Source organism: Clostridium sp. D5 (assembly GCF_000190355.1).
Taxonomy (GTDB): domain Bacteria; phylum Bacillota; class Clostridia; order Lachnospirales; family Lachnospiraceae; genus Faecalicatena; species Faecalicatena fissicatena_A.
The window spans coordinates 1,132,305-1,145,857 of record NZ_GL870809.1 but is presented as its reverse complement, the minus strand read 5'-3'; the positions used below and the strand labels follow the sequence as shown (position 1 = coordinate 1,145,857).

Genomic DNA, 13,553 nt, shown 5'->3' with positions numbered 1-13,553 from the left:
ACACATATGATCTGACAAATCCGGCAAATGAAAAGCTCACATGCAGCTGAATAAAAACTGCACGGGAGTTTTTCGTTTACTTATTTGCGGATTTTCTTACGATGGCTTCCATCTCACCCCACTTCGCCTCCATATCTTCTATGAGCTTAAACTGTGTTCTCGCCCTGTCGAGATTATGGTTTTCACGGTGTATTCTGAAGTAATGGTCACCCTCAAGGTAATCCGTAAGGAATCTTATTCCGCATTCATACGTCATGACCTTTGCCCCCATCGGCAGCAGGCGTATCTCTGTCTCTGTCAGGCTTCCCTTACACCCTTTGAGGAATCCTTCCACGTAGACCTCAAACAGTTCCAGGTCACAGGAGACTTTCGATAGATCTGTTTCGTCCTCGGCAGCCGTATTGGCCCCGAACCGTATGGAATCCCCGAAATCGTTCATGGCAAACCCCGGCATTACCGTATCCAGATCAATCACACAGATTCCTATTCTTGTTGCATTATCAATCATAATATTATTCAGCTTCGTGTCATTGTGAGTCACGCGCAGAGACAATTCCTTTCTCTCCAGCATATCACCGAAAATATCTGCATTTTCTTCTCTTTTCATCACGAAATTAATTTCATCCTGAACAAGGGCCGCTCTTCCCAGCCTGTCTTCTTCCACAGCCCTCAAAAAGTCATTGAAACGCTTTCTCGTATCATGGAACTGCGGAATCGTCTCATGAAGTGTCTCAGCCGGGTAGCCGGCAAGGAGATGCTGGAAATTACCAAACGCAAGGGCACTCTGATAAAAATCTTCCTTTGTCTCCACCTGCTCATAGCAGGTCGCATCCTCTATGAACAGGTAGGCTCTCCAATATGCCCCTCTGGAATCCACATAATAATCTTCCCCATCCTCCGCAGGAACAACGTTCAGCGTCTCTCGTTCCGGATCTCCGCCATTTTCGATGATTTTCCCTCGAAGGTAGGATGTAACCCCGATGATATTCTCCATCAGCTCCTTCGGCCGTTTAAATACTTCACGGTTCATTTCCTGAAGGATAAGCCTTTTATCCTGCCGACCAGGAATTTCATATGTCAGAAGGAATGTATTGTTGATATGTCCGTTCCCGTATGGTGTCATTGATTTCAGCGTTCCGATATGCCGGTATGCGTTCAATACCTCTTCAAGTTCTGTTTTTGTAATATTTGTCATAGTGTCTCCTTAGCCTGTTACTTATATTTCTTATTATAGCCGTACAGAAGTGCCAGAATTCCCACAAGTCCGACAAGCTGGAGCAGGAGGTTTTTAATCCCGACCGTCTTCTGTCCTATGATTACCAAAACAATGCAGATACAAAATACCAGAATGCACAGTATCATTTCTACCCATTTATTCATAAACAATACCACCTATCCTTTCAAACCGCCAAGGCTCATGCCCTGTGTCAGCTTCTTCTGTACAAGGATATACAGGATCAGTGTTGGCAGCATGACAATGATCAGCCCGGCATAGAGCCGCCCGTAATTAGCCGCTGACTTCTGCGCCTGCATCAGCTGCATCAGTCCGACCGGCAGTGTTTTCAGTTCCTTTTCCGTCAGAAGTGTCATGGAAATGATATATTCATTCCAGAATGACAGGAAGTTAAACAGTATGATTGTGATGATACTAGGCCTTGCCATCGGCATCATGATTTTCACCATTGTATAGAAATATCCACTCCCGTCTACAAATGCCGCCTCCTCATAGTCCTTCGGAATGGAAACAAAGAACCCGGACAGAAGGTAGATTGTAAAAGGCAGTGCCGTCGCCGCATAGATCAGCGCGACCATAAACCTGTTGTTGATCAGTAATCCGGAACCGAACAGCTGCTTCAGCATCTTATCCCCGTCTACCAGCATCAGGAAGATCGGAACAACAATGTAGTTCACATTGATAAACAGACCACCCATGAACATCACATTCAGGAACTTGCTGCCCCTGAACTTATAGCGTGCCAGCACATATGCAGAAGGCAGCGCCACAACCAGCAGAAGAAGCAGTGCAAGAACTGTTACAATAATCGAATTCAGGAAGTAATCTCCCATCTTCGCTTTTGAAAAGGCATCCACAAAGTTCTGGAAATAAAAGCCCTTCGGCAGTGTCCACGGGTTGCCGTAGAACTCAGAGTTTTCCTTGATTGATGCCAGGAATACCCAGCCTACCGGAACGATGATGCTGACTGCCAAAACAATCAGCAGGATGTAAACAACGATTCTGGAGGCTTTACATTTACTTTTTTTCATTATCCGCACCTCCTAAAATTCAAGCGGTTCCCGCTTCGTAGCGAAGTTGACTACTGCGGACAGACCGAATGAGAACAAGAATACTACAACGCCGATTGCCATACCATATCCATAAGAGGAATTGGTGTATGCCTGACCGTACATATAGCTTAAGAATACTTCAGTTGAGCCATCCGGACCGCCGTTTGTAAGAGCTTTTACAAACAGGAAGCTTAAGTTAATGGAACTGATGATAAAGAATGTAAGCGTTGTACGGATATTTGTCCAGATCAGAGGAAGTGTGATGCTGAAAAACTGTTTCACCTTTCCTGCCCCTTCCAGGTCCGCCGATTCATAAAGACTCTCAGGAACGCTGGTCATACTTGCCATATACATAACCATGTAATAACCGATTGCCTGCCACACCATTGCAATCACCAGACTGTAGATGACAATACTCTGATCACCGAGCCAAAGGATCGGTGCGGCGTCTTTCCCCCGGAAGATCCCAAGGATGCTGTTTAAAAGGCCATTGGTCGGATCGTAAATAGCAGAGAATATTGCAGAAATTACTACTACTGATAAAATATTCGGAATGTAGAAAATAACCCTGAAAAAATTCTGACCCTTCAGATTTTCGCGTGATAGGATCGCCGCAAATACGAGTGCAAAGAAAAGTGTAATGATTGTAACGAGTACAATCAGAAGGATCGAGTTCTGGAAGGACCTGAAAAACTTCTGATCCTCAAATAAAATTTTAAAATTATTAAAACCGACAAACTTCTTGTTATTCGAGAAGCCGCCCCATTTATAGAGTGACATCTTAAATACATTGATGGTCGGTATCACCATGAAAATAACAAATAAAATCACGGATGGCAATACACAGGCTGCGATAAATCCGCTTCTGCCCTTTTTGTGCCGCATATATATTCCTCCTGTCCCCGTGTGTGACTGTTCAAATCACATTTTGATAAAGCGCAGGGAACACGCCCGGAATACTTCCTTCTTTGTCCCCTGCCGCTTATATATCTCTCATTGCTTCCTGATTATTTAGTCATAGCATCTCTTAATTTGTCGCTTGTAGCCTCAACATCTGCCTGCCAGTCTTTAACAGTCTTGTCGCCGCTCATAACACTGTTAACTGCCTTGAACAGAGAATCTGCCATTGAAACGCCCTCTACAGGCTCTGTTGCTGCAAATCCGCCCATAACTGCAACTGCAGCGTCATTGTCATAAATGTGGTAGTATAACTGGCTGTCTGCATCCAGTTTATCTGCCATGCCGTTGATTGGCTGTACAGCGCCTGATTTTGCAAAGATGTCAGCTGCTTTGTCAGAATACATAAATGCTATAAATTCTTTTGCAAGATCCTGGTTCTCAGCTTCTGCCGGAATCCACATCTGTTCGAAGAATGTGAAGGATGATGGTTTGGCGTCTTTTGCTACTGCCGGAACTGCTGTGAAGCCCCATTCGAATCCGTCCGCCTTCGGAGCGTCTGCCATTTCTCCCGGAAGCCATGTCCCGTTCGGGCAGAAGATTGCTTTGTTATCAAGAATCAGCTGCTGGTTCTTTGTAAAGTTATCATCGTTTGCGTTGGCAACTGTTGTCGGCTCTGTGTAATCCGCAAGCTTTCCAACCAGGTCAAATACTGCTGTTGCTTTCGGAGACTCCCAGATACCGTCTTTGTATGTCATTGCTTCGTTATAGAAGTCAGCTCCGCCTGATGATTCCAGAAGTGCATATGTGAATGCATCAAAATATCCAGGTGTCGGATATGTAAATAAGGAGATTCCCTCAGCTTTCGCTTTATCGCCTAATTCCCACATCTCATCCCATGTCTTCGGAACTTCCCAGCCTTTTTCTTTCAGCAGTCCTGCATTGTAGAACAGGCCACATGGGCTGTAGAACATTGGTGCATAATATGTCACGCCGTCAGCATAAGGCATCGTTCCTAATGTATCAAGGAATCCCGGAAGTATCTTATCCTTTACAGTAACATCTTCACCCGGAACTGTCATATCCAGAACATCTGTCAGTTCAAGAAGACCTTTTTCCTTCGTCAGAGTCTCTGTAAGTGCCGCTTCACGCCCTGTTGCACAGTGTACAACATCCGGATAGTCACCTGCTTTCATGCTTGGGCTGATGACATCCTCGATTTTCTTGTCGACTGTCAGTTCCACCTTTACGCCTTTGTGTGTCTCTTCGAATGCCTTTGCAACCTCATCCCACATCTCAGCACCGTAACCGCCTTCAAATGCAGCCACCTTCAATACCTGCCCATCCCCTGAGCCGGAATCTTTGGCGTCACCGGAATCAGAGCCTTTGTCTTTGTTTCCGCATCCGACTGCCAGTGTACCGATCATTGTTGCACACAATAAAACGCTCACCAGTTTTCTTTTCATACTTCTTACCTCCCTGTTATTAATAAAGTTTACTCTGCCGGGAATTCACACCGGCAGATATATTTTAAGAACGGTACAGCTGTTCTTAAATTTCATACCAAATGATCTCGTTTGCTTCCAGGTGGAGCGGGAAGCTGCCTCCGTCACCCTTATACACGATCGTATCCTGTTCTTCATATGTATTATTAACGACACAGTACTTGCCATTAGCCACATATGCGTGAACTTCTACATTATAATTGCTGCTGAACCATCTTTCCAGATTATCTTCATCTGATGCAGACCAGATCACGGCCCTGTAAAGAAGCCTGCTGTTCTCGAAGCTGTACGGTAGTCCGCTGATATAGACACTTCTCCCCCTGCCGAATGTGTTGACGGCCAGCTGCACTTCTTTCTCTCTCTGGCAGAGAATCGTTGTTCCGTCTAGGGCATAAATACTCTTCTGGCCCTCGCCGAAATCAATCTCATCGTTACAGTCCGCGGTAATGAAATGTGCATGTTCTTCCCAGTTATACTTATCCCTGTTCAGTGTCATGCCGTTTTCTTTTTCCACTCCCATCACACCTGCCAGCTGAAAGAACCTGCCCTGCCACTGGTGTGCCGTCGGTTCCCCAACGCCGATGAATCCGCCGCCTTCGTATATGAAGTGCTTCACTGCTGTCACAATCTTCTCGTCAATCCAGTTTTCTCCACCAGTGTAAGCGGTATCGGCATCCCCGATATTTAGGATTACATCAATGTCTTTTAAGATATCGGGATTCTCCCTGATGTCGTCAAAACTGATAAACTTCACATCAAACGGCGCACCGCTCAGAGCCTCGATGATACCTGCATAGGAATAATTCTGTTTATGGTAGATCGCATGATGCACCATGTGGTTGCCCCATGCACGCATCCGACCCCAGCAGTTCAGTACGGCCACACGTTTTACGCAGTAAGGTGTGGTGCCTGTGATGTTATCATATAATACCCGGAATTCATTGCATACTGTTTCTACATAATCAATAAACTCCGGAAACTCCAGTGCAAGCTTCAGATAACCGCCGTAACCGATCCTGTCAATGGGGCTTCTCAAAATTGCCCGCCTTGCAGTCACCCAGTTATATTTTGCTTCCTTTACCGGATCGCCGCCTTCGTGGAACACATCCGGGAAAAAGTAAGGCAGGAAACGCCCTTCTGTATAATTGACACCTTTGATATCACTAATCAGCCGGAGTGTGGAGCCATTCCCCACGCTTCCCACAACCGCATCCAGCCCGATTGACCGGAACTCATCCATAAACGGTTCCATGCCAATCCAGTGGTCGCCCAGAAACATCATGGCCTCTTTGCCGTACTCGTGGGTGATATCTACCATTTCCTTTGCAAGCTTTGCTACTTCTCTTCTCTGGAACTTCTGGAAATCCTGAAATTCCCTGGAAGGTATCCTATATGTATTATTCATGTATCCCTGGTCGATAATGAACTCCGGACGGAACCTGTATCCCATCTCCTGTTCAAACTGTTCCAAAATATATGGACTGACTGAGGCGGAATACCCGTACCAGTCCACGTATTTTTCTCTTGCCAGTTCATCGAAAATCAATGTAAACTGATGGAAAAAGGTCGTGTACCGGATGACATCAACATGCGGGCTGCTCTCCAGGAAGCGGCGCAGGCGCTGCATCGAATATGCCTTTGTCTTCGGCTGCCTGACATCGAAGGTGATCTGTTTCTCTACATCCTTCCATCCGTTCGTCACTGCATTGTACATATGTACCGGATCCCACATGATGTAAGCCAGAAAGCTCACAGTATAATCATGGTACAGCCAGGCGGGGCTGATCACCACGTCACCGGATTCCTCATCATAATTCCAGATACCATACGGGATGACTTCCCCTGTCGTGCGGTCAATCACTTCCCACCAGCGGCTGATGTCATCACGTGTGTTTACCGCAAGCATGTCCGGATAGAGATGGCTCATCAGGTGGATACGCAGTGTCTTTTCAGAAGCATAATGGAAATCTGTCATAATATACATCTGCTGCACTTCGTCCATGTTTGCCTTTGCCCATTCGTTGTCTTTTCTCGTTGTATAATATGTAGAATATACCTTTGCATTCACATTGCGTAATTCTTCTGGAAAATCCGTACCGTCGCAGTCCCTTATTGCATCTGCGCCCCATCGCTTCAGAATCTCTTTAGTCTCATTCACCACGTCAATATCTGTCGGGATTGTCACCCGTCCAAAAGATAAATTGCTTTCCATATTTTGTCTCCTTTTGCTATTCGAGACTGTGCATGTGTGCTTTTAAGAGTTTCACTTTATACAAATTACATTTATTATCTTATTGGTTTTTATAGCATTTGCACAATTCTTTAATTCAAGTATATGGATTAAAGCGGCTTTAATCAACTTACTTATTGCTCTAAAAGTTATATATCTTGTCTTTATTTCTATGGGATGGTATGATGATATCAGGAACCGCATGTCATGTTCAGCATGACACGCACCTGGCAACAGGTATGCTAAGGCTTACCTTGATTCAGAGAGGAGTGTTCTTTATGGCACATATTCAATATTCGATTACTGATCTTTACAGTCAGGAGCCGCTTGAAAGGCTTCTGTATATCTCTTCGGCCACTTATGGGAATGACTGGATCAGTATGTTTCATTCCCATAGTTTTGCAGAACTTTTCTATGTTCTGGACGGACAGGGGCATTTCTGCACAGAATCAGAAGAAGTCCCCATTGAAAGGGACTCCCTGATTCTGATTAACCCTAATATCCGGCACACGGAAAAGTCCTCTGTTACACATCCGCTGACTTATATCGTGCTTGGCATAGATAATCTCCATTTTCAATTTTCAGGTACTGAATACGGTGCATACCGTGTCCATGATTTTTATAAACACAGGGATGCCTGCCTTCCGATTATGCAGATGATGCTGGACGAGGCCAGAGGGCGGCGCACATCCTCGGAGCTTATCTGCCATCATTTTCTGAGCATACTGCTCTTAAAGATTCTGCGCATAAGCGGGGACCAGTTCACGCCGTATTCGTCCAAGAACATCCCGGGGGAATGTGAGACGCTCAAGTGCTATATTGACACACATTATCAGGAAAATATAACGCTGGATAAGTTAGCCGAAGTATCCCACCTGAATAAATTCTACCTGTCACACCTTTTTAACCACGCATTTGGGATTTCTCCCATCACCTATCTGCTGGAACGCCGGATCCTGCACAGCAAGGAACTGTTAAAGTCAACGGATTTCAGTATCACGCAGATCGCACATACGACCGGGTTCTCTTCTGCCAATTACTTTTCACAGTCGTTTAAGCGCTACACAGGACTGCCCCCGGCGTCATACCGCAAAAACCACCAGGATACATAAGAACAGGACTTCATCAGCCGGAACAAAACTGCCAGACCTTCACCAGCTGACAGTAATGAAAATCCATCGCCACTACTTTAATCTTCCTTCGCCCAGCCATAAGAATACCGCACCGCCTTGTTCCATCCGCGGAGCATCTTCTCCCGAGCATCTGCCTCAATGTCCGGCTCAAACACCCTGTCAATTGCCCAGTTCGTCAGCACTTCCTCCTTGCTCTTCCAGTATCCCACAGCAATACCGGCCAGATAAGCCGCCCCCATGGCCGTTGTCTCCACACACTGCGGACGTTTTACCGGGGCATTGCTAATATTCGCCTGTGTCTGCATGAGGAAATTATTTGCGCTGGCGCCTCCATCCACCTTCAATGCAGAAAGTCTGATCCCGGAATCCGCCTCCATGGCCTGAAGCACGTCGTTGACCTGATACGCCAGAGATTCCAATGTGGCGCGTATAATATGGTACTTATTCACGCCCCGGGTCAGCCCCACAATCGATCCTCTTGCATACTGGTCCCAGTGCGGAGCACCAAGCCCGGTAAATGCAGGAACCACGTAGCATCCGTTGGTATCCTCGACTTTCTGTGCCATATACTCTGAGATCTGAGACGAATCGATCAGCTGCATCTCATCCCGCAGCCACTGGATAGCAGCACCGGCTACAAAGATAGAACCTTCCAGTGCGTAATTGACTTTTCCGTCCAGTCCCCAGGCAATGGTAGTTACAAGCCCGTTCTCGGAAAAGACCGGTTTCTCCCCGGTATTCATAAGCAGGAAACAACCTGTCCCGTATGTATTCTTAGCCTCGCCTTCTCTGAAGCATGTCTGTCCGAACAGTGCCGCCTGCTGGTCCCCCGCCGCCCCTGCAATCGGAATCGGCGCCCCGAAAAATCCGGCATCCGCCTCCCCGTATACACAGCTGGACGGCTTCGCCTCCGGAAGCATGCAGGACGGTATCCCAAGTTCAGCCAGTATTTCCGTATCCCACCGCAGCGTATTGATATTAAACATCATGGTTCTGGAGGCATTGGAATAATCCGTCACATGAACCGCCCCTTTTGTCAGCTTCCAGATCAGCCATGTCTCGACGGTTCCGAATAAAAGCTCACCGCGCTCTGCGCGCTCCCTTGCCCCCTCCACGTTATCCAGAATCCATTTTACCTTAGTCCCGGAAAAATAAGCATCAATCACCAGTCCGGTCTTCTTCCTGAATTTATCTGTCAGCCCTTTTTCTTTCAGGCTGTCGCAGTACTCGGATGTCCGCCTGCACTGCCATACAATCGCATGATAGACGGGTTCTCCTGATTCTTTATCCCAGACGATCGTTGTTTCCCTCTGATTTGTAATTCCGATTGCCGCGATATCGGCGGCTGTAGCATTGATATTGCTCATCGCCTGATGTGCCACTTCAAGCTGGCTGGACCAGATTTCCTCCGCATTGTGCTCTACCCATCCCGGTTTCGGAAAATACTGGGTAAATTCTTTCTGTGCCATACTGCACATCTCACCCTTTTCATTGAAAAGAATACACCTGTTGCTGGTTGTCCCTGAATCCAGCGCCATCACATACTTTGCCATTGTAATAACCTCCTTTTATAATTCCCAGACACTCTGGTCTGTTGACGATACCGCCATAGCCCCCGCCTCAAGCGCCCCCATTACATCCTCTTTATCGGCTATCAGGCCGCCGGCGATCACCGGAATCCGGCTGCTTCGGCATATCCTGCTGATGACCTTGGGCATCACACCCGGCATCACTTCTATAAAATCCGGCTTTCCGCCTCTCTGCCTGTCTAGATTCTCTATACTCTTTATGGCCATGGAATCGATGACGAAAAAACGCAGTACCGTATACATGGACAGTTCCTTTGCGCGCTGGATCATCAGCGGTTTGGTTGACAGAATCCCATCAGCTGAGGTGTTGCTTCTTATATAATCTACCGCAGCCTCCTTTGCGCTCAGACCGGTAATCAGGTCTATGTGGACCAGTGCCGTCTTTCCCGCATCTTTAATCCGCTTCACTATCCCCGGAATGGAACAGATATCCCCGAAAAGCACAAAAATAACCTTCATCTCCTCCATGGAACAGCACATTTCCAGCCCTTCCTCGTCCTTCACGGCTGCTATCACCGGATTTGCTTCTACCACCTCATAAAATTTCCGCATTCTGTCCGCTCCTTCCGGCCTAGGGTGTGTCTGAAAATTGCTTTCCGTCAGCTGTGCGTCCCACTTTGTGGTAGATTTGGCCCAAATGAGCGCGGCGTAGCGGGCTACGTTAAGTGAATTTGGGCCAAATCTACCGCGGAGTGGGGCGTGCAGATGATGGGAATGAATTTTCAGACACGCCCTGTCCTGGCTAAACATTATTCCTCGTCTTGATGACAATGTCAGTATATAAAAATTCTGACTCCGGCTCTCTGCCCTTCTGCAGAAGATCAGCCAGAATAAACAGGGAACGGTACCCCTGGGTATACCCGTCCTGATCAATCAGAAAATCCACAAGCCCGTCTTTCAGAAGCCCAATATTTCTGGGAGTCAGATCATATACAATCACAAACGGCCGCTTCCCGGGCGCCATCTTTTCAAACGCGCTGCGGATTCCCGCCTGGCCGCCTGACACGACGATAATCCCCTTTAGCTCCGGGAACATGGTCATTGCATTGATAACAAGCTTCTCTACCTCGGCGCTTTCATCAAAACTACTCTGTACACCGACCAGCTCAACCCCGGGATAAGAGGCCTTTAATTCCTCCACCACGCCATCCACACGCATGTTATTCACACTGTTTCCAAAATATCCGGTAATAACCAGCACTTTTCCACATCCGCCGGTCATCAGCCCCATAAGTCCGCCTGCAGTATATCCGCTTTTCTTATTGTCCAGCCCCACAAAGCAGCTTCGTTTTGTCCCGACAATATCTGAGTTAAAAGTCACAACCGGAATCTTTTTTTCATCAATCAGCCCGTTGATCTCATCCCGCACTTCATTGCATTCAACAGGCATGATTGCAATGCCGGATACCCCCCGTTCCACAAGCCTTTCCACAGCCCTCAGCTGTTCCAGCTCGTCTACGTTCCTGCAGTCTTCCAACAGCAGTTCTACACCTCTGTTCTTCAGTTCCCCGGCCGCATCCTCGATGCCCCGTTTCACCTGGATCATAAAAGACGCCTTCGAGAGCTGCATCACAACCCCGATCTTTATATTCTTCGGCCCCTTCTCCAGTTTTCTGCGTCTGGGTACATATCCCATCTCCTGTGCTATCTCCCGAACCCGATCCGCCACCTCCGGATTAATCCGGCCCCGGTTATTAATCGCCCTGTCAACGGTACCTCTGGACACCCCGGCCGCCTCCGCGATATCCTGAATTGTCACTGCCATATCCGTTCTCCTTTTTCATGATCTGTCACTTCTTATATTTTATCATACGATGTGCCTGCACGCAATAAAACGCGTGCGTTTTTGCACATTAAAAAGATAAATCTTTTTTTCTTTCGAGTGATTAGCCCAGCTTCAAAATGTTAATAAATAAATATAAGTAAATTTAATAGATAATCGCTGGAAAACAGCGGCTTCCCTCCTTTTCTAACCTATAAAAGTGTGATATGATGAAACAAATTCCATATGGCAAATTCTACAAGATACATTCGCAGGACGGGAAACCTGTTTAGCCGCTCTCTGCGGCCGATGTATCTTTTTTATTACTCAAAAAAAGAGTTGTTTCAAGAGTGAAGGAGGAACATGTATGGAAAGAACAATCGAAAATCTGAAAGAAATGATTCGTGCAGGAAGAGGAATTCTCCCCGCAGACACTGTAGTAAAGGGAGGTCTCCTCGTCAATGTCATGACCAGTGAGATTTATCCTGCTGATGTTGCAATTTACAAAGACATGATTGCCGCAGTCGGTAATGTGGAAGACTATACGGGACCTGAGACCGAAGTAATTGACGCTTCCGGAAGATATCTGGTACCCGGACTCATTGACGGGCATATCCACAGCGAGTGCAGCAAGCTCAGTATTACCAGTTTTGCCAAAGCCGTCGTTCCCTGCGGCACAACAAGCATGATTTCCGGGTTGGATGAATATATTTCCGTATCCGGGCTGGAAGGCCTGAAGGAAGTCCTCGCAGAAGTAAAGAAAAGTCCGCTCAAAGTTTTCTGGGGTGCACCGTACAAGACACCTTATACAATTCCCGAATCTACGGTAGCATTCAACTTCAATAAAGAGGTTCATGCAGAAGTGCAGCAGTGGCCGGAATGCTACGGCGTCTGGGAAACAGTGCGTGAATTCCTGCAGGAAGAAGATGAAGATACTCTGGGTGCAATCGAACAGGCATTTAAAAACCGCATTCCGGTATTCGGATGTGCACCGATGGCAAGAGGGAACGACCTGAATGGCTATCTCTGCGGAGGAGTCCGTCTGGACCACGAAAGTTATGACCACGAAGAGGTTGTAGAGAAGATGCGCAAAGGAATGCATATGCTGATCCGCGAATCCTCTGTCACACATTTCCTCGCAGAAAATATCCGTGCAGTCACCGAAGTCAATCCTATGATGGCACGCCGGGTAAGCTTCTGTACAGATGACGTAACCGCAACAGATGTACTGGAAAAGGGCCACCTGGACCATGTTGTCCGCCTGGCAATTGCCGCAGGTGTAGAGCCGATGACCGCCATTCAGATGGGAACGATCAACAGTGCGGAAGCCTACCGCATAGACCACCTTGTAGGCTCCATCTCGCCCGGAAGAATCGCGGACATTCTGCTTGTAGATTCACCCGAAGAATTCCATGTGGAGGCCGTCATCTCCAACGGCTGCCTTGCAGCGCGTGACGGTAAGCTGGCTTATGAACTGAAGGCACCGGAAAGAAGCTCGGTCCTGAAAAGCGAATTAAAATGCGAAAAAACAACGAAAGCAGATTTCGAGTATAAGGTAGAGATTCCAAATGGTACTGCAGATGTACTGGCAATGGACGTACAGGGTCCTTTTGTTCGCAAGAGAAGAGACGTCACCCTGAAAGTAGAAAATGGTATCGTTCTTCCCGATCCTGATCAGGACGTTGCTCTTGTCTCCGTCCTCGAGAGATTTGGGCGAAACGGCAACCGTTCCCTCGCTTTCTGTTCCGGCTGGAATCTGAAAAAAGGTGCCATGGCCTCTTCTGCCGCACCGGACGATAATAACCTGATTGTAATGGGTGTCAATGCAGAAGACATGTCTCTCGCCGTCAACTATCTGATCGAACAGGGCGGCGGACAGGTCGTTGTTTCAAGTGGGGAAATTATAGAGTTCTTACCGCTGCCGGTGGGCGGAATCGCCAGTGATGAAGAACCGGAAGTTATTGCAGCACAGGAAAAACGTCTGAACAAAGCAGCACAGGGCCTCGGTTCCACATTGCCTGAACCGCTGATGTATATGTTCTTCCTCCCCATCACAGCAATTCCGGATTATGCAATCACGGATGTAGGACCTGTTGACTATACGAACCTGACTACATTTAATCCGATTTTAAATCTGAAGGAACAATAAGA

At 47.2% G+C, this 13,553-nt stretch carries 11 protein-coding genes and 1 pseudogene; 3 read left to right on the top strand and 9 right to left on the bottom strand.

Features of this window, described 5'->3' with window-relative positions:
- Positions 1-76: 76 nt before the first annotated feature.
- From HMPREF0240_RS04810 to gnpA, 6 genes are all read right to left on the bottom strand, one after another.
- Positions 77-1,123 (bottom strand): aminoglycoside phosphotransferase family protein, encoded by a 1,047-nt coding sequence (locus tag HMPREF0240_RS04810; RefSeq protein ID WP_347462559.1) that lies wholly within the window; start codon positions 1,121-1,123, stop codon positions 77-79.
- Between the two features lie 89 nt (positions 1,124-1,212).
- Positions 1,213-1,380 (bottom strand): hypothetical protein, encoded by a 168-nt coding sequence (locus HMPREF0240_RS24250; protein ID WP_157134225.1) that lies wholly within the window; start codon positions 1,378-1,380, stop codon positions 1,213-1,215.
- 12 nt (positions 1,381-1,392) lie between these two features.
- Positions 1,393-2,265: a carbohydrate ABC transporter permease gene (locus HMPREF0240_RS04805; RefSeq protein WP_035312393.1), complete on the bottom strand. Its 873-nt coding sequence runs from the start codon at positions 2,263-2,265 to the stop codon at positions 1,393-1,395.
- Between the two features lie 12 nt (positions 2,266-2,277).
- Positions 2,278-3,171, bottom strand: coding sequence for a sugar ABC transporter permease (locus HMPREF0240_RS04800; RefSeq protein ID WP_009002317.1), 894 nt, complete (start codon positions 3,169-3,171; stop codon positions 2,278-2,280).
- A 122-nt stretch (positions 3,172-3,293) separates the two neighbouring features.
- Positions 3,294-4,649: a carbohydrate ABC transporter substrate-binding protein gene (locus tag HMPREF0240_RS04795; protein ID WP_009002316.1), complete on the bottom strand. Its 1,356-nt coding sequence runs from the start codon at positions 4,647-4,649 to the stop codon at positions 3,294-3,296.
- An 85-nt stretch (positions 4,650-4,734) separates the two neighbouring features.
- Entirely contained in the window at positions 4,735-6,900 is a 2,166-nt protein-coding gene (gene gnpA / locus HMPREF0240_RS04790; RefSeq protein WP_009002315.1) for a 1,3-beta-galactosyl-N-acetylhexosamine phosphorylase, read from the bottom strand.
- A 296-nt stretch (positions 6,901-7,196) separates the two neighbouring features.
- Between gnpA and HMPREF0240_RS04785 the strand changes: the two genes are divergently transcribed.
- On the top strand, positions 7,197-8,030 hold the full coding sequence (locus tag HMPREF0240_RS04785) for an AraC family transcriptional regulator (protein WP_035312391.1): 834 nt from the start codon (positions 7,197-7,199) through the stop codon (positions 8,028-8,030).
- A gap of 77 nt (positions 8,031-8,107) precedes the next feature.
- Here HMPREF0240_RS04785 and glpK read toward each other — a convergent pair whose 3' ends face one another.
- A complete protein-coding gene (gene glpK / locus HMPREF0240_RS04780) occupies positions 8,108-9,604 on the bottom strand; it encodes a glycerol kinase GlpK (protein WP_009002313.1) in 1,497 nt (498 codons plus the stop codon).
- A 15-nt stretch (positions 9,605-9,619) separates the two neighbouring features.
- The gene (locus tag HMPREF0240_RS04775; RefSeq protein ID WP_009002312.1) at positions 9,620-10,192 is read right to left on the bottom strand and encodes a glycerol-3-phosphate responsive antiterminator; all 573 of its coding nucleotides are present in this window, start codon (positions 10,190-10,192) and stop codon (positions 9,620-9,622) included.
- 24 nt (positions 10,193-10,216) lie between these two features.
- Between HMPREF0240_RS04775 and HMPREF0240_RS25280 the strand changes: the two are divergent.
- A pseudogene (locus tag HMPREF0240_RS25280) lies at positions 10,217-10,405 on the top strand (DUF6783 domain-containing protein).
- Here the strand turns inward: HMPREF0240_RS25280 and HMPREF0240_RS04770 are convergent.
- Positions 10,383-11,405: a LacI family DNA-binding transcriptional regulator gene (locus tag HMPREF0240_RS04770; RefSeq protein ID WP_009002311.1), complete on the bottom strand. Its 1,023-nt coding sequence runs from the start codon at positions 11,403-11,405 to the stop codon at positions 10,383-10,385. The pseudogene HMPREF0240_RS25280 and the gene HMPREF0240_RS04770 sit on opposite strands and share 23 nt — an antisense overlap.
- A 364-nt stretch (positions 11,406-11,769) precedes the next feature.
- On the opposite strand from HMPREF0240_RS04770, the gene HMPREF0240_RS04765 reads away from it, so the two are divergent.
- Positions 11,770-13,551 carry an adenine deaminase C-terminal domain-containing protein gene (locus HMPREF0240_RS04765; RefSeq protein WP_009002310.1) on the top strand — a complete coding sequence of 594 codons (1,782 nt, stop codon included), beginning with the start codon at positions 11,770-11,772 and terminating at the stop codon, positions 13,549-13,551.
- Positions 13,552-13,553: the final 2 nt, after the last annotated feature.

Excerpts from the sequence above, each read along its gene's own strand:
- HMPREF0240_RS04810 (WP_347462559.1), bottom strand. The coding sequence starts at position 1,123 with ATGACACCATACGGGAACGGACATATCAACAATACATTCCTTCTGACA.
- HMPREF0240_RS24250 (WP_157134225.1), bottom strand. The coding sequence starts at position 1,380 with ATGAATAAATGGGTAGAAATGATACTGTGCATTCTGGTATTTTGTATC.
- HMPREF0240_RS04805 (WP_035312393.1), bottom strand. The coding sequence starts at position 2,265 with ATGAAAAAAAGTAAATGTAAAGCCTCCAGAATCGTTGTTTACATCCTG.
- HMPREF0240_RS04800 (WP_009002317.1), bottom strand. The coding sequence starts at position 3,171 with ATGCGGCACAAAAAGGGCAGAAGCGGATTTATCGCAGCCTGTGTATTG.
- HMPREF0240_RS04795 (WP_009002316.1), bottom strand. The coding sequence starts at position 4,649 with ATGAAAAGAAAACTGGTGAGCGTTTTATTGTGTGCAACAATGATCGGT.
- gnpA (WP_009002315.1), bottom strand. The coding sequence starts at position 6,900 with ATGGAAAGCAATTTATCTTTTGGACGGGTGACAATCCCGACAGATATT.
- HMPREF0240_RS04785 (WP_035312391.1), top strand. The coding sequence starts at position 7,197 with ATGGCACATATTCAATATTCGATTACTGATCTTTACAGTCAGGAGCCG.
- glpK (WP_009002313.1), bottom strand. The coding sequence starts at position 9,604 with ATGGCAAAGTATGTGATGGCGCTGGATTCAGGGACAACCAGCAACAGG.
- HMPREF0240_RS04775 (WP_009002312.1), bottom strand. The coding sequence starts at position 10,192 with ATGCGGAAATTTTATGAGGTGGTAGAAGCAAATCCGGTGATAGCAGCC.
- HMPREF0240_RS04770 (WP_009002311.1), bottom strand. The coding sequence starts at position 11,405 with ATGGCAGTGACAATTCAGGATATCGCGGAGGCGGCCGGGGTGTCCAGA.
- HMPREF0240_RS04765 (WP_009002310.1), top strand. The coding sequence starts at position 11,770 with ATGGAAAGAACAATCGAAAATCTGAAAGAAATGATTCGTGCAGGAAGA.